General features: G+C 72.0%; 11 protein-coding genes. All 11 read right to left on the minus strand.

Annotated features, from left to right (window positions below; genetic code table 11):
• Positions 1-27: 27 nt before the first annotated feature.
• Positions 28-537 carry a hypothetical protein gene (locus WI697_RS18290; protein ID WP_345959454.1) on the minus strand — a complete coding sequence of 170 codons (510 nt, stop codon included), beginning with the start codon at positions 535-537 and terminating at the stop codon, positions 28-30.
• Between the two features lie 756 nt (positions 538-1293).
• Positions 1294-2964 (minus strand): formylglycine-generating enzyme family protein, encoded by a 1671-nt coding sequence (locus WI697_RS18295; RefSeq protein WP_345959455.1) that lies wholly within the window; start codon positions 2962-2964, stop codon positions 1294-1296.
• Positions 2957-4177 carry an FtsX-like permease family protein gene (locus tag WI697_RS18300; RefSeq protein ID WP_345959456.1) on the minus strand — a complete coding sequence of 407 codons (1221 nt, stop codon included), beginning with the start codon at positions 4175-4177 and terminating at the stop codon, positions 2957-2959. The genes WI697_RS18295 and WI697_RS18300 overlap by 8 nt, the downstream gene beginning before the upstream one ends.
• Entirely contained in the window at positions 4177-4881 is a 705-nt protein-coding gene (locus tag WI697_RS18305) for an ABC transporter ATP-binding protein (RefSeq protein ID WP_345959457.1), read from the minus strand. Before WI697_RS18305 ends, WI697_RS18300 begins: the two co-directional genes overlap by 1 nt.
• Positions 4878-6830, minus strand: a complete 1953-nt coding sequence (locus tag WI697_RS18310) for a vWA domain-containing protein (protein ID WP_345959458.1) — start codon at positions 6828-6830, stop codon at positions 4878-4880. The genes WI697_RS18305 and WI697_RS18310 overlap by 4 nt, the downstream gene beginning before the upstream one ends.
• On the minus strand, positions 6830-8233 hold the full coding sequence (locus tag WI697_RS18315; RefSeq protein WP_345959459.1) for a serine/threonine-protein kinase: 1404 nt from the start codon (positions 8231-8233) through the stop codon (positions 6830-6832). The genes WI697_RS18310 and WI697_RS18315 overlap by 1 nt, the downstream gene beginning before the upstream one ends.
• On the minus strand, positions 8226-8996 hold the full coding sequence (locus WI697_RS18320; protein WP_345959460.1) for a PP2C family protein-serine/threonine phosphatase: 771 nt from the start codon (positions 8994-8996) through the stop codon (positions 8226-8228). Before WI697_RS18320 ends, WI697_RS18315 begins: the two co-directional genes overlap by 8 nt.
• Positions 8993-9709 (minus strand): type VI secretion system-associated protein TagF, encoded by a 717-nt coding sequence (tagF, locus tag WI697_RS18325; protein ID WP_345959461.1) that lies wholly within the window; start codon positions 9707-9709, stop codon positions 8993-8995. Before tagF ends, WI697_RS18320 begins: the two co-directional genes overlap by 4 nt.
• Positions 9691-13419: a type VI secretion system membrane subunit TssM gene (tssM, locus tag WI697_RS18330; RefSeq protein WP_345959462.1), complete on the minus strand. Its 3729-nt coding sequence runs from the start codon at positions 13417-13419 to the stop codon at positions 9691-9693. Before tssM ends, tagF begins: the two co-directional genes overlap by 19 nt.
• On the minus strand, positions 13419-14975 hold the full coding sequence (gene icmH, locus WI697_RS18335; protein ID WP_345959463.1) for a type IVB secretion system protein IcmH/DotU: 1557 nt from the start codon (positions 14973-14975) through the stop codon (positions 13419-13421). Before icmH ends, tssM begins: the two co-directional genes overlap by 1 nt.
• Positions 14976-14978: 3 nt before the next feature.
• Positions 14979-16322, minus strand: coding sequence for a type VI secretion system baseplate subunit TssK (tssK, locus tag WI697_RS18340; RefSeq protein WP_062762927.1), 1344 nt, complete (start codon positions 16320-16322; stop codon positions 14979-14981).
• Positions 16323-16703 lie beyond the last annotated feature (381 nt).

Below are 16703 nucleotides of genomic sequence, written 5' to 3' on the forward strand. Positions count from 1 at the left end.
CCTGCCGCAGCTTTGCCTCAGCCCCGCTCATTGACAGCCGCCCTCCGCCTCGTTCAGCAGCCGTTCAGCGCGGGGCGAGAGCGGACAGCCCTTTTCCGCCAGCAGCTGCACCGCCAGCCGCGCCTTGCCCGGATCGACCAGATTGCCGGCGAAACTCGACAACCTTCCGTGGAATTCCAGCACAACATTACAGGTCCCGGCTGTGCGCCGCACATCCACCCGCGACACCGCCGCATAGGGAAGGCGATGGCTGCGCACCACGCCGTATTCCACCACATCCGGATGCAGCGCCAGTCGCGGCCGGATATCGCTGCTGGCCCAGCTGATCCAGGGCAGCCCTTTGATCCCGGCAAACCCCGCCGCCAGCGGCAGATGCAGCACCTCGCCATCCGCTGCCGCCCCACCGCCCGTCACCACCTCGCGCCGCACCGGCGCCGCCGCGGTGGCGTTCAGCTTGCCGCGCATCATCATCACCAACGCAAAACCGCCCACGCCCACGAACAGCAGCGCGAAAAGGGTGAAGATCCAGCCGGCCATCAACGGGGCCTCCCCTGCCTGCACCGACGCAAGAAAAGAAAGGTGGATCCCCGCCTTCGCGGGGATGACGGTGTTTCTTTTGTGCGGACACGATCGACGATGGTGTCGGACAGCAGCGGCGACGGCCGGGCGGCGCGGACACGGTCGACGCCGGTACCGGCAGTATCGGGACGGCGGGCAACACCGCCCATTCCCGCAGAACACACCGCCCATGTCCGACACCACCCCCACCCGCCTGCGCACACCCTCTCCACCGTCATCCCCGCCCCTTCCACCGTCGTCCCCGCCCCTTCCACCTTCATCCTCACCCCTCCCGCCTTCATCCTCGCCCCTCCCGCCTTCATCCTCGCCCCTCCCGCCTTCATCCCCACCCCTTCCACCGTCATCCCCGCCCCTCCCACCGTCATCCCCGCCCCTTCCACCGTCATCCCCGCCCCTTCCACCGTCATCCCCGCCCCTTCCACCGTCATCCCCGCCCCTCCCACCGTCATCCCCGCCCCTCCCACCGTCATCCCCGCCCCCCCCACCGTCATCCCCGCGAAGGCGGGGATCCACCTTGGCCGCCCTGCGAAGACCGCCGACAAACCGACCACCGGCCGCGAGGACGCAGGCGTCGAAGGGCCGACAAAGCCGTGGTCGCGAACGGTCATCGATCAGTCCTCGGGATTGATGTCATGCCTGGGCGGCGCCAACCCTGCATGCCATGAACAGCCGGGGCGCGGGTCCGATCGGTCCGGCCGGCACTGTCCGGCACTGTCATTCCGCCACCCCCGCCTCTTCCGCCGCCGCCGCCCCGCCGGTGCGGGTCAGGTCCGCCGTCCAGGCCGTGCCGTCCGGGGCGCCTGCCCCGCCGAAATCGGCGACATGGTGCAGGAAGACGTCCAGCAGCTCCGCCATGTCCGTGGCGCCGCGGGCGACCAGGGCTGCGCGCACGGGCGCCGCCTGGCGGGCGACCACGGCCGAGGGGTAGTCGCGGGCCAGCCGCACCACCGCTTCGACATAGGCCTCGGTCGACCGGGCGAGTGCCCTGGCGAGGCCGGCGCGGCGGGCCTCCATTTCGGCCACCGCCGCTTCCGCCTCGGCCAGCATCGCCTTGGCACGGCTGCCCGACCCCGCCTGTTTGCGCATTTTTTCGAGCGTCGGCCGCGCCACCTCGTCCACCGCCCGAGCCACCGCCGCCAGCCGGAGCGCATCGCCCCGCACCCGATAGCCCGACAGCGCGCCCGCATTCATCACCGCGCGCAACGCCCGGTCGCGGGCGGCATTGCTTTCGGCCAGCACCTCGCGGATCTCGCGACCCAGCCCGGCCAGCTCCGCGCGCGCCGCCTCGTCGGGCAGGCCCGCGGCCAGGGTTTCCAGCCGGGCGACCGGGTCGCCGCCGCCGCCGTCTTCGCCGCGGATCCGGGCCAGCATGGCATTGGCCTCGGACATCCGTTCCCAGGCGGCCGAAATCTCGCCCAGCCGTTCCTGCGAGGTGACGGCCGGCAGGCCGATCGCGAAGCGCGCGCCGATGGTGCGGCCGGTGGCGGGCCGGCCGGTGCGGGCATCGAAGGGCGGCAGCTCGCGGCGGTCGGCCGAGCCCAGCCGGTCGGCCGGGGTGGTGATGTCGCCGCCGCGCACCGCCAGCCCGCCGGCCTGGCCATGCGGCCGGCCGCGGCGGTTCAGGCGAAACGGTTCCTGCGTCAGCTCCGCGGCATTGCCCAGCATGTCGTGCAGCCCCAGCGGATCGGGTTTCAGCAGCCCCACCGGGTGCAGCTTTCCGCCGGCCGACCGGCTGCCCTGGTGCCAGGCATAATCCGATGGCGGCCCGTCCGGCATCGGCGCGTGGCGGGCCAGGAAGGTTTCGGTCGCAACCGCCGCCCCGCCGCGCGCGGCATATTCCCATTCCGCCTCGGTCGGCAGGCGCACGAAACCGGTCATGCCCGCCCGGCCCGGCAGGGCGTCGGGCGCCTCGGCCATCAGCCATTCGGTATAGCGCCGGCCCAGATCGACCGCGTCGAACCAGCTCATCTCCACCGCCGGCAGGCGGGTGCGGATGGTGGGTCTGGCGCAGTCGCCCAGAAGCGCGCGGCGCTGCGCCTCGGTCAGTTCGTATTTGGCCAGCAGGTAATAGCGCTCGCCCGGCCGGGCGGGATCGGTGAAGCCGCCGGCCACCGCCTCGATCCGCCGGCCGTCGATCGGCGACAGCGCCGCCCCGGCATCGCCCGCCTCGACGAGCACATCGTCCAGCGGCCCGTCGGCCGGGTGGGCCACGCGCCGGAACACCATCGATCCGCCGCAGGGCATGGGCAGCACCACATCGCCCGCGGCCGGCGCCGGGTTGAACATCTTTTCCGGCCACGGTTCCGCAGCATCAACCTGCCCTGCCGTCAGCGCCAGGGCAAGCGCCGCCAGCCACCACCGTTCAGCCCCCCACCGCCTAGCCATCGCGCAACCCCTCCGCCGGGGCGATCCCGGCCGCCCGCGCCCCCGCCCAGCCGGCGGCGAGCAGGGCGGCCGCCAGCGTCACCGCCGCCCAGATCCCGAAATCTTCCGCACTCAGCCGCGCGATCCGCTCCCCCGGCGCCAGATCGCCGGCAAAGACCCGGTCGAGTGCCGCGGCAAGCCCCAGATAGGCGAGCCCCGCCAGCGCCAGCGCGCCCGCGGCAAAGGCCGCCGCCTGGGTCAGCGGCACCACCACCAGGGCGCGGGCCGGAAAGCCGATCAGCCGCAGCACCGCCAGATCGCGGCGCTTGCGCTCCACCTGCGCCCGCAGATTGGCGGCCAGCGCCACCAGACAGCCGATCCCGGCCAGCCCCGCCACCATCCAGAACACCCGGCCCAGATTGCGGTCCAGCGCCTGCATCCGCCGGATCTCGGCGCCATTGGTGCGCAGCTCCACCCCGAGGTGCCGGGCGGTATCGGCCGCCAGCCCTTCCACTTCGTAGATCGTCGAGGCATACAGCCGGAAGCGGGCATAGCGCCGCGGCCGGTCGGGCGGCGGGTCGCCGCGCCAGCCCAGCGCCGGCACCGCCAGCCCCTCGCGGAAATCCTCGGTCGCGGTCAGCAGGTCCAGATGCACCAGGGCGGCGGTTTCGGGCCGCACCGGCCCGTCGGTGATGCCGACGACCGTCACCGGCAGCCGCGCCAGTTCGAACCGCCCGCCGCGCTGGCGGCTGACCTCGGCGATCAGGGCCGTGCCCGGCCCGGCCTGCAATCTCTCTGCCGCAGCCCGGCTCAGCACCAGCCGGTCGGCCGCCCCGGGCGCCGGCAGGCGGCCCAGCATCGGATCCCCCTGCCCGGTCGGCTGGATCGCCAGGCCCGAAATGGAGGTGCGTGCTTGGCGGTTGCGCAGCCGGGCCAGCCCCGCGGCGATCGCCCGGGTTTCGGGGGTCACGAAGGCCGTGCGCGGATCGGCGGCGATGGCGGCGATGTCGTCCGCGCCGAAACCGCCGCTCGCCACCGGCACGATCAGCCGGTTGGCGGGGTCGCGCACCAGCCGGTCGGCCATGGTGCCGATCACGCCTTCGCGCAGGCCGAACAGCACCAGCAGCGGCGCCAGCACCGCCGCCAGCGCCAGAATCTGGCAGAGCGACAGCCGCCGGTCGGCGACCATGTCCTGAAATGCCAGACGAAGGGGTAGAGGGGCGCGCAGGGGCATCACGCGGCCTCCGTCCAGAACCGCGCCCGCACCACCGGCCCCTCGGCCGCGATCTCGTGGCGGATCATCGCGCGCCCGGTCGCCGCCAGCCGCTGCCAGTCATGGCTGGCGATGATCGCGGTGGCGCCGGTGCGGTCCACCAGATCCAGCAGCAGGGCGAAAACCCGGTCGGCATTCGGCGGGTCCAGCGCCGCGGTCGGCTCGTCGGCCAGCAGCACCGCCGGGCGATGGGCCAGCGCGCGGGCGATCGCCACCCGCTGGCGTTCGCCCACCGACAGCGCCGCCGGCTTCGCCTCCAGCCGATGGCCGATCCCCAGCCGCCCGGCCAGCGCCGCCAGATGATCGGCATCCAGGCGCCCCGCCAGCTCGGCCGGGAGCGCGATATTGGCCCGCACCGTCAGATAGGGCAGCAGCCCGCCGGTCTGGAGCACATAGCCGATCGCCCGGGCCCGCAGCCGCGCCAGCGCATCGCCCTGCCGCCGCGCCCAAAGATCCGCCAGATCCACCGCCCCGAACCGCATCACCGCCGCCCGGTCGGGCGCCAGACAACCGGCCAGCAGGTTGAGCAGCGTGCTCTTGCCCGACCCGCTCTCCCCCGCCAGCAGCAGCACCTGCCCGCGGGCCAGCCGGAAATCCGGCACCTCCAGCTCATAGCCCGGCCGCGCCAGATGCAGATCGCGGATGTCGTAGATCGGGTCGGTCACGGCAGGGCATCCAGCGCGATCGGGTAGACCGCGGCCCCGCCCGCGCGGTCGTCGTCGAGTGCGATCCAGAGGTCGGCGTCGTCGTGGATGGCCCGGTAGAGCCGGATCTTGGCCGCCAGATCGTCGAGGAATTCGCGCTGCTGGCCGAAGCTCCAGGCCAGCCAGTCATCCTCGGTCAGCTCCAGCACCCGCGAGCGATAGGGCAGGCCTTCGAGATATTCTCCGATCAGCCCGGTATCGGCCAGGCGCCGCGCCTCTGCCCCCGCCACCCGGTCGGGCCGGCGGCTCATCGCGGCGGCGGCCCCCTGCAAGGCGCCGAAGAAATCGCCGGGCGCGATCCGCGTCGCCTCGCCCGCCTCAAGGATCGCCTGAAGCGTCGCCTGAAGGTCGCTCAACTGGTTGCGGGTGATCAGCACCCGCACATCCAGCGCCTTGGAGGCCGGGTTGGCGAGGTCGCGATCGGCCACCCAGGCCTGGAACAGCTCCGGCGGCCGGCTGCCCTGCTGCGCGCCGGCCCAGGCCAGGCGCATCGCCTGGCCGACCAGCCCGGTGCGCTCCAGCGCCTCGGCCACCGGCGCCGGCGCGGGCGTCACCTCCGCCGGTGCCGTATCCGGCCGCATGCCCTGGGCGATGGTGGTCGCCAGCCGCTCGACCACCGCCTCATAGGCTGCGACATCGCCCCCCGCCACCGGGAAATACAGCGACCCGATATTGGGATAATCGGTCAGGTCGCGATAGGCGGCCGCGGCGCGGGCGTGATCTTCCGCCCCGGCCGGGGTTTCCAGATGCACGGCGGCGATCGCGGTGCGGTTGGCGCGCGCCAGCAGGCGCAGCTGTTCGGTGCCGAGCCCCGAGGCGCCGCCGTCTTGGGCCCCCGTCCGCGGGCTTGCATCGGTGATCAGCACCACGAAACGCCCCTCGGCATCGCCCCAGTCCACACCCTCGATCGCGGTGCGCAGGCCCGCATAGGCATCCTCGCGGAAGTCGCGGTTCGACACCGTCGACGCCTCCAGCCGGCCGAGTGCGGTCAGGAAATCCGCCTGATCCGGGTCCGCCACCGGTTCGGCGAAAACCTTCGAGACATAGCCGTCGGGGCTGCCATCCTCCATCACGTCGCGGAAGCCGACCAGGCCGAAGCGCGGTGCGGCGGGCCCGAATTCCTTGACCAGCCGGTCGCGCACCCCGGTCATCACCCGTTCCGCCGCGCGGATATAGCGGTCGAACGAGATGCTGGTATCGACAACGAACACCACCCCGGTGCGGTAGCCTTCCGCGACGACATCGGGCTCTGGTGCCGCTTCAGGCGCCGTTTCGGGCGCGTCTGCCCCCTCCGAGGTCGCCGCCACATTCAGCGCCAGCGCCTGGAAGCCGTCGGGGAACCAGACCTCCTGCCAGTCCAGGATCGGCAGCAGATAGAACTGCCGCGAGATGTCGACATGGGCGGGCGGTTCGGCCGCGATCACCGGCGCATCGGCCGCCAGCGTGCCGGTCTGGATCGCGGTCAGCGTGTCGCGGGCGAAAGCGCCGGCATCCTCTTCCTCGACGATCCGACGCAGATCTTCCCCATCCTTAAAGAACAACGCCCGGTTGCGGTTGACCCGGTCGGTGAAGGCCACCACCAGGTTCTGCTTCCAGTCGATCACCGTTCTGGCCGGCACCCAGCCGACCGGCACCGACCGGCCGCCGCGGCCGACCTCCACCCAGTCTTCCCCGCCCGCCGTCTCGCGCCCATAGACGAAGAGCAGGCTGAGCGGCGGGATCGCCGCAGCGCCCTCCGGCGCATCCGCCCCCGGCCGCGCCACCGGCACGGCCCCCGGTCGGGTCAGCACCCGCTGTTCCAGGGTCGATTTCCCCGCCATCAGCAGGGGCCGCCGCTCGGGCGCGGATTGCGCCAGGCCAATGACAGGCAGCAGCGCCAGGGCCGTGGCCATGGTCAGCGTCTTCAACATCACCCCTGGCCTCCGCTACCCGCCGTTCCGTCCAAGGCATCGAACAGGCTCTGCGCCTCGCCATCGCCCAGCCTGGCCGCCTTGGCATAAAAGGCCCGCGCCCGTTCGACATCGGGCGATTTGAAGGGCGAGGGCTCGCCCGGCGCCAGGCGCGGATCATAGAACCGCCCGATCGCCCGCGCGGCCGGCGCGCTGCCCTCGGCGGCGGCGCGTTCCCACACCACCAGCGCGGTATCCAGATCGCCGCGGTCATAGAAGGACCGGCCGGCGTCGTACATCTCCGCCGCCGGCAGCTTCGCGATCCGCGGCAGATCGGCCACCGTCCAGCCGGGCGCCGCCTCCATCCGGGGCATGACCACACTCACCGCCCCGTCGGAGGCCTGCATCCGGTGGCTGAAGCCGAAGCCGATCGCCAGCACCAGCCCGATGGCGGCCGCCCCCACCGCCGCCAGCGTCCGAAGGCTCCAGCCCTCGCGCCGCACGGGTTCCGGCGGCAAGGCCGCGGCATCCCCGCCGATCAGCGCCCGCATCGCATGCGGCCGGTCCAGCGGGTCGGGGGCGAGCAGCCGGGCGATGTCGCCGCGCAGCTCTTCGGGCAGGCCCGACAGATCCGGCACCCGGCGCCGTGCCTCCACCGCGGCATGCAGCGTCCGGCCCATATCGAGCGGCCGCCCGGCCGCCGATGCGGCCAGCACCAGCCCCAGGCTGTAGATGTCGGTGCGCTCGTCGACCGCCCCCCCGAACAGCCCCGCCTGTTCGGGAGAGGCCCAGGCGAGCTTGCCGGCGAAGGCATCGCCGAAAATCGTGCGATGATCGGCACGGGCCAGCTTGGCGATACCGAAATCGATGATCTTGGCCCGGTCCAGATCGCCGCCGGCCAGCAGCACGTTGTCGGGTGCCAGATCCCGGTGGCAGATCCCCGCCTCATGCGCCACGGCAAGCCCGGCGGCCAGCCGGTCGCGCAGCCGCCGCACCTCGTCGGGCGTCAGCGGCTTCTGGCGGATCCGGTCGGCCAGCGACGGCCCGTCGACGAATTCCATCACCAGATGCAGCCGGCCGGTCTCGTCGCGGAACAGCCCGTCATAGCCCACCACCGCATCATGGCGGATCCGGCGCAGCGCCTCGGCCTCGCGCAGGAACAGGGTCACCACGCCCTCATTGCCCATCAGCTCGGGCAGGATCACCTTGATCGCGTGCTCGGTGCCCTGGTCGACATGGGTCGCGCGCAGAATCTCACCCATGCCGCCGCGGGCGATCACCCCGGTCACCCGCCAGGTGTTCAGCAGCACCCGGCCCACCGGGTCGGGCAGCTGCGGGACCACGGGGGCCGCGTCACCAGGGGTGTCGGCTGCCACGGTCGGCAGGGCGCCGGCCAGAATCGTGCGGTCGTCGTTCTCAACCATGGGGACGGCTCCAGGGCGTCAGGGTCACGTCCTCGATCGCGTCGCAGGCCAGCGCCACGGCGGCGATGTTGTCGGGGGCGTTGCGCGACAGCGCCAAAGTTTTCAGGGTCTGCACCGCGCGGGGTGCGGGGAAATTGGCGATGACATCGGCGATCTCGCCATCGCCCACGCAGCGCGCGATGCCGTCGGTGCACAGCAGAAAGCGGTCGCCGGGCAGCACCGCCGCCGCCTCCATCTCCAGCGCCAGATCGCCGAAGGCGCCCACCGCGCGGGTGATGATGTTGGCGGCCGGGTGGTCGCGGGCCTGATCTTCGGTGATCACGCCGCGATCGATCAGCTCCTGAACATGGGAATGATCGCGGGTGATCTGCCACAGCTGGCGGTCGCGCAGCAGGTAAAGCCGGCTGTCCCCCGCCCACAGGCACACGAAGCGGCCGCCATGGATCATAAGCACCACGACCGTGCTGCCGATCATCTCGCGGTCACCCAGCGCCCGGCCCTCGGCCCTGAGTTCGCCATGCACCTCTGCCAGCGCCCGGCGCACATCGGCCAGAAGCTCGGCGCCCGATGCCGGCACGGGGATGGCGTCCAGCCGTTCCATGATCATGCCGCTCGCCCGGTCGCCGCGGGCATGGCCGCCCATGCCGTCGGCCACCGCCCAAAGCCCGATATCGCGCCGGTCCAGAAAGGCGTCCTCGTTATGGCGCCGCACCCGGCCGGCATCGGTCATGCCGGCCGATCGCAGCATCATCGCCGCCCTCATGGCGCGCCTCCCCTCAGGATCTCGTGCCAGAGCCGCGGCTCGGGCAGGTCGGGCGCGAAGACGAAGCGCCCGGGCAGGGGGCCCGCCTCGCCGCGCCGGGGCAGGGTCCAGAACTGGACAGGCCCCGCCGTGCCCTGCGGCTCGGCGCGATGGGCCAGCGCCGCGAAGGCCGGGCCCAGATCGCCCGGCCGGTCCAGGCGCACCGCCACCACCCCGCCATCCAGGCTCTGCCCGGCGCCCCGGGCGTAGTGGTCGGCCATGACCGGCCCCTCCAGTTCCAGCAGCGCCCGTTCCCAGCGGTCGGGGTCGACATCGGGGTCCAGCGCCGCCAGCGCCAGATCCTCCACCCGCGCGAACCAGTCGGCCGCGGCCGAGGCCAGCCCCGGCGGCGGCGGCATCTCGTCCAGCCGGGCGGCGATGGTCAGCGGATAATACCGCCCCACCCGGTCGACGCTGGCCATCAGCACCCCCGCCGCCCCCTGGCGGCCGCAGATCCCCGGCGGCAGCACGAAGCGCCAGACCGGGGCCTGAAGGTAAAGCGCCAGCCAGGCATCCGGCAGGTCGTCGCGCACCCGGGCAAGCCCCGCGCGCACCCAGCCGTCCCAGGGCTCCACGAAGCCGTCATCCAGCCGGCGGCGGACGAAATCGCCCAGCCAGGGCAGCTTGCCGCACACGCCCGGCGGCGTGGCGGATCTCAGAAGCGCCGCGGACATGAAAACGACCTCAGATCGTCCAGAGAGAAGGGGTTGAGCACCGATCCGGCGCGGACCTCGAAGCGCGCGGCATTCTGCCCGGCCCTGAAGGTCACCTCGAAACGGTCGCTGGCGATCTGGCGCACCTCCGACCGGTCGATCAGCCGGAACAGCGCCCAGGGGCCGGTCAGGCTGGTCCCGCCCGCGGGCGTGCCGTCGGTGCCGATGAAGGTGACGCGCACCTGCTGCGGCCCGTTGCCCGGCCAGCGCAGCGGGATCGGCCGCACCGGCCCGTGATCATAGGCGGCGGTCTGGCCGTTCACCTCCACCACCACCCGGGCGGCCGACGGCGTCAGCGACACCGGCACCAGGTCGAAGCCGATATCGGGCACGGTGCCGCCGCCGGGGAAGAAGGCATCGCGGATCCGCGCCGCCTCGCGGAAATCGGCCAGCACCGCATTGGGAATGCCCAGATCGGCATTGTTGATCTTGCGCCAGCTCCAGCGCCGGCCGCCGGTCTCCACATAGGGCGCCAGCTCCTTGCGGAAAAAGCCGTCCAGAATGCCGCCGCCGGCGAAGATCCGCGCGAAATCATCCAGCTTCACATCCTGCCGGCTGCCGCGATCGAAGGGGTAGCGGCCGGCGAGCGCGGTGCGGCACAGATCGCGGCCGTCCAGCGCCCAGGCCTCGTTCAGCCGCGCCCTGGTATCGCCGATGGTGCGGGTCGAGGCGCGCTCGGCGATGGTCTCGGCCCAGCCGCGCATGACATCCGGCGCGCGGCCCGCATCCAGCGACAGCTGTTGCGCCAGCCCGGCCAGCTCCGCCTCGGCCGCAGCCCCGCCGCCGGGGCCGTCCACAGCCATGCGGCCGCGGCTCATCGCCCGGTAAAGCTGGCCCAGATCGTCGACGATCGCATCCACCGGTGCCTGGCCGCCGGGGCCGGCGGTGACGAAGCCGTCCAGCTCCTTGAACCGCTCTTCGACATAGGCGCCGGGCAGTTCCTGCGCCCCACCGCCGCGGCCGCCCGCCAGCGCATCAGATGCCGCATCGCGCAGCAGCAGGCTCGCGATCCGGCCGCTGAAGCCGAACTGGCGCTGCATCCGGCTCTCGGCCTCAAGCCCCACGGCATCGCCCGCGCGCTCGCTGCCGGACGGCCGGCCATTGCCCGCCTGCCCGGTATCACCGCCCCCGGCTGTGGCATCCTCCCGCGGGGTCGCCAGCCGGGTTTCGTCGGCCACCGCCTTCAGCAGCGTCACCATCGGCGATCGCGGCGAGGACAGCACGTTCAGGCTTTCCACCGCATGGGTGTCGCTCTGAAACGTCGCCAGATCGATATCGGCGATCAGCCCGTTCCAGATCCCGACATAATCGTCGTAATAGAGCTGCAGCGTGTCGCGGGCAAGCTTCGCCACCTCGTCGTCGGTCAGCGCGCGGGTCTTCTCGCTCAGCACCCAGCCCTCTTCGGCGGTGGCGCGCACCTCCGCTTCCAGCGCCGGCAGGAAGGTGTTGTGAAAGCCGTCATAGGTATAGATGCCGGGAATGCCTTCCGACAGCCGCTTGCCCGATCGGCGGACCAGCACCCGCGCCGCCTGCGGCCCGGCATGGTCGACCGGCGTCCAGGCCGGCAGGGCGGTTGCGGCCGGGCTTTCGACCAGCCGGGCATAAACCCGCTCCGCCAGAGGCTGAGAGGCCAGCAGCGTGCGGACCTGTTCGACCAGCGCACCATCCAGCGGCACCGAGGCGATCGGCCGGTCCAGCAGCGCCGCCAGATGGGCCTGAAGCGCGGTGCGCAGCGGCGCATTCTCTTCCCCCGGCCAGCGGTTCTGCCAGTCCAGCGCCATCCAGGCGCCGATCACCTCGGGCTCGATCGGCCCCTGTGCGCCCAGCATCAGATAGACCTTGAGCGCGGTATAAGACACATCCGACGGCGAGGCCGCCGCCCGCAGCTGGTTCTCCAGCCGCACAAGCAGCCGCGGCAGGAACAGGCGGTTCAGCGCCCGGTGATAGGCCGACACCGTGCCCTGCGACAGGGTGGGCGCCTGGTCCAGCCCGAAGCCGCGATCGATCGGCGCCGGCAGCCCGGCCTCGGTTTCGGCCGCACCGGTCGGCAGGTCGCGCAACCGGTCCAGAACGGGCGAAAGCTCCGCCAGATCGTCATCGGCCACCGCCGTTTCGGCAAACGGCGTCACCGCCGCGCGATAGTCTTCGATGCCGGCCTCTGCCTCGTCGATCAGCCGGCTGTTGCCCAGATAGGACACGGTCCAGGCGGCGATGCAGGCGATGGCCAGCACGGCCGCGGTCGCAAAGCCGGCATGGCGGATCAGCCGCCGGCGCCGGGCGACCGCGGGATCGGTCGCCACCACGCCCGCTTCGGCAAACACCACCCGGTTCAGCAGATCCGACAGGAAAAAGGCGCGGCCGCGGCCGGTCATCGGCGGCTGGGTGGTGCGGTCCAGGCCGAAGGACCGCGCCATGGCGCCGGTCAGCCGGTCGAACGGCGTGCCTTCCTGGGTGCCGCTGGTCAGATACACGCCGCGCAGCAGCGGCCGTTCGGCCAGCCGGGTCGGCTGGAACACCTGACGCAGGAAATCCCCCAGGGGCGCGCGGACCGATGCCATCTGCGCCGGAAAACCATGGATCAGCGCCCGGCGCTCGCCATCGGGCTCGGCATGCATCCGGTCGATGACCCGGGCGTTCAGCCGGTCGATCAGCCGGTCGAATTCGGCATCGAAATGCGCGACGGCCCCAGCGCTGCGGCCCGTGTCTCCCGCGCTGCGGCTGCCGCTCTCCCCCTCGCTTTCCACCTCGTCGTCGAAGGGGAAGGTCATGCCCCAGACCTGGGCGCGGCCGGCCGCGTCCAGATCGTCGAAAAACGCGGTGAACCCGGCCAGAAGATCGGCCTTGGTGACCAGCACATAAACCGGCACCCGGACATCCAGCTGTTCGGTCAGCTCGCGCAGCCGGCGGCGCAGCGCCCGGGCATGGGCATCGCGTTCGGCGGCAGAGGCCAGCGCCACCTCGGCCAGCGAAATGCAGACCAGCACGCCGTTCACCGGCTGGCGCGGGCGGTGCTTCTTCAGCAGATCCAGGAAACCCTGCCAGCCGGCGCGGTCACGGCTGCCGGCACCCGTCCCCGCACCCGTCCCCTCGGCGGACATGCCGCCATCGCTGTCCTGGGTGGTATAGCGGCCGGCGGTGTCGATCAGCACCGCCTGGTCGGTGAACCACCAGTCGCAATCGCGGGTGCCGCCGATGCCGCGCATCCGCCGCTCGGCCTGATCCTCCGCCAGGGGGAAATCCAGCCCGGAATTGATCAGCGCGGTGGTCTTGCCGGCACCGGGCGGGCCGATCATCAGATACCAGGGCAGCTGATACAGCCATTGCCGGCCACGGCCCAGCCGCGACCGCTTCAGCGTTTCCAGCGCCTGGACCATGCGTTCGCGCAGCCGGTCGACCTCTTCATCCTCGGGCGTCGGGCCCTCGGCCGAGGTCATGGCCTCGATCATCGCGGCATTGCGGCGGCGGGCGGCGATCACGCTCCACACGAAAGCCACCGCCCAGATCAGGAACAGCCCGCCCGCGATCAGCGCGCGGGTCAGCACCGGTTCGAACGGCCGGCTGTCGCCGATCGCGACCAGCGGCCCGCCGATCCAGACCAGCACGCCCAGCAGGGCGACGCCCAGAAAGCTCAGGAACCATTTCGAGGCCAGAACCTCGATCACGCGCGACATCAGGAAGCCCTCCCCCTGGTCGTGGTGGCGGCGGCGGGGCCGGGTTCGGCGGTCTTCATCAGGATGATCTCGATGCGGCGGTTCTGGGCGCGGCCGGCGGCGGTGGCGTTGTCGGCGATCGGCTCGGCGGCGGCCCGGCCCTCGACCGTGAACCGGCCGGGGTCGGACACATGTTTCGCCAGCAGCTCGACCACCGCCTCGGCACGGGCGACCGACAGCGCGGTATTGTTGGGGAAGCGGATCGTCGAAATCGGCTGGCTGTCGGTATGGCCGACCACCTGCACCCGGCCGGGTTCGGCCTCCAGCGCCTGGCCGATCCGGTCCAGCGTAGGGCGCTGGCCGTCCAGCACCGTGTCGCTGGCCGATGCGAACAGCCCGTTGCTGTTCAGCCGCACGGTCACCGACTGGGCGTCTTCCAGCACGGTCACCAGGCCTTCCCGGATCTCGGGCTCCAGGAAGCGGCGCAGCCGCTCACCGGTCTGGTTCTCCGTCACCACCAGCGGCGGCGGGGTGGGTGCGCTGCGCGCGATCACCACCGCATCGGTGGGCGGCAGGGTCTCCACCGCCGCCAGCACCGGCTGGGTGCGGGCATCCAGCGCCAGGCGGAAACCGGCGAAGACCAGCACCAGCAGCACCAGCGTACCCACCCCCACCAGCCACAACGGCACCAGCGTGCCCAGCGGCCGATGGGCGGCTTCCAGCCCCTGCCAGTGCGGTGACAGTGCGGCGGCGGGTTCGTCGCGCACCTGGCGGATCGCCCGCCACACCCGGTCGCGCACCAGGCCCAGCGTCTGGGCGCCGGCCGGGTCGACGCGATAGCGGCCCTCGAAGCCCAGCGACAGGCACAGATACATCAGCTCCAGCAGCGTCACATGCCGGGCCGGCTGTTCAAGGCTGCGGTCCAGGATGTCGAAGAAGCGTTCGCCGCCCCAGGTCTCGTTGTAAAACGTCGACACCATCGACTGGCCGGTCCAGATCGACCGGCCGCCCCAGGGGGTGTTCAGCACCACATCATCCACCGTCGCCGCCACGGCATAGCGCGCGGCGCGCAGCGTCTCGCCATCCACGCCATCGGCCGCGGCGCGGCGTTCGAAGGCGCGGATCTCGGCGATCACCCGCTGGCGCAGGGTCGGCACGTCGCGATGCACCGCCCGGCTCTTCAGCCGCACGATCAGCGCGAACAGGGGGGCGGCTGCCCGGGCCAGCGGGTTCACGCCGGTGCGGGCGAAGATGCCGGCCGTTTCCGGCATCGCTTCGGCCGCACCGCCATCCCGCAACCAGGGGCCGGCCTCGTCGTCCAGCGGCCCGACCCCCGGCTCGACCGGCCCCGGCCGGAACGGCCCATGGCCCAGGGCATCGTGACCCAGGGCGTCGTGACCCGGGGCATCATGATCCGCATAGCCGCCATGGGCGCGGGCCTCGGCCAGCCGGCCCAGCGCCGGCACCACCGTGCGTTCGGCCGGGTCGGTCACCACCGCCGCGGCGCGGGCGCGCCCCGGGCGCGGTCTCAGAATCGTGCGGTCGGCATCTTCGCCGAAGGGATCGTCATCGACCATGGGTCACACCTGCGGCGCCTTGATCGCCCAGCATTCCAGAACCAGCCCCGGAAACTCGCCCGCGACATGAACCGCCATGCCGCCAGAGGTTTTCAGGTCGTCCCAGAACCGGCTGGTGCGTTCGAGTTCGAAATACTGCACCCCCGGATGGAAGGGCAGCTGACGCGGCGCCACGGCCAGCGGCCGGATGGCGATGCCGGGCAGGGCCGCGTTCACCAGATTGCGGATCTGTTCCACCGGGCCGATCTTCATCTGCTGCGGCAGATGGCGGCGCACGGCTTCGGCCGGGGCATCGGCCTTCACCGCCAGCACGAAAGCCGCCTGGTCCAGCAGGCTGCGATCGTCGATGCGGGCAACGCGGATGCCGTAATTGCGCAGCTCCAGCGGCACGGGGATGGCGGTCTGTTCCAGCACCGCCGACAGCGCCTGGCGCAGTTCCGTCATCACCGCCCGGAAGGTCCGGCCAAGATCCTCGTGTTCATAGGGCGGCAGCGATGCCGGCCGCTTGGCGCCGGCGGTGAACACCGCCAGATCGCCCATCAGCGCCAGCATGTCCGTGTACAGCCGTTCCGGATGCAGCCGGCCCAGCGCCAGCAGATGCGCGAACACCGGTTCGTGGCGGTTCACGGTCTGCAGCAGCATGTAATCGGCAATCTCGGCCACCCCGCCCGCCCCGGCATGGGCAACCCGGTCGGCCAGCGCCTCGCCGCGCTGATGCAGCATGCCGGCAATCTCGGTCGCATGGCCGGTCAGCACCGGCGATGCGGTCACCGTCAGCACCGGCGGCACGAAACGGGTATCCAGCACGATCTGCCGGTCGGGCCGGACTTCGACGATCCGGGCCAGCGCGATCGTGGCATAGCCGGCGCGGTCTTCCCCCTCCAGCAGATAGCGCAGGCGCAGCCGCCCGATGCCGATCCGGGCCTCGGCGGTGCTGAAGGCGTTGGCATCGGCCACCTCGATCTCGCGCGCCGCAAACCGGGTCGCGGCCTCGGGCGCATCGGCATGGTCGACATCCGCGGCACCCGGCCGGCGCAGGGGAACCCCAAGATAGACAAGCCGGTTACGGGTATCGGGCGGCACGGCCAGCGGCGCCGGGTGGTCGGTATCGTCGGGCACCGAAAACAGGGTGCCGTCCTCGAACACGCCCCGCACCCGGGCGGCGGCAAAGCGGCCGGTCCCCAGAAGATCCTGATCGACGGCAAGCTCGACCAGCCCCCAGGGGCAGGGTCCCAGATCGGCCACCCGGCCACGCACCAGCTTTTCGATCCAGCGATCCTGCTGCTGGAAATGCTGGGGCCGGATGAACATGCCCTCGGACCAGACGACCTTGTTGTCCCATGACATGGATGCGGATGTCCTTAACGAAGATCGGGGGAAGGGTGGCTCTGGCGGCGGGAAAGGTGGATCCCCGCCTTCGCGGGGATGACGGTGTTTCTTTTGTGCAGAGACGGTCGATGATGGAGCCGGACAGCGGCGGTGGCGGTAGGACGGTGCGGCCACGATCGGTGGCGCTGCCGGCCATGGCGGGCCGGCGGACGGCCTCGACCGTCCCCACAGACCCCCTCGCCCATGTCCGACACCACCCCCACCCGCCTGCGCCACACCCCCTCCACCGTCATCCCCGCGAAGGCGGGGATCCAGGTTTGCCGCCGTGCGAAGACCGCCGACAAAACGGGCACCGGCCGGGAGGGCGGGGGCGTCGGACAATGCCGGCGCGGCGGGCAC

This window comes from Tistrella mobilis (genome assembly GCF_039634785.1).
GTDB classification, from domain to species: domain Bacteria; phylum Pseudomonadota; class Alphaproteobacteria; order Tistrellales; family Tistrellaceae; genus Tistrella; species Tistrella mobilis.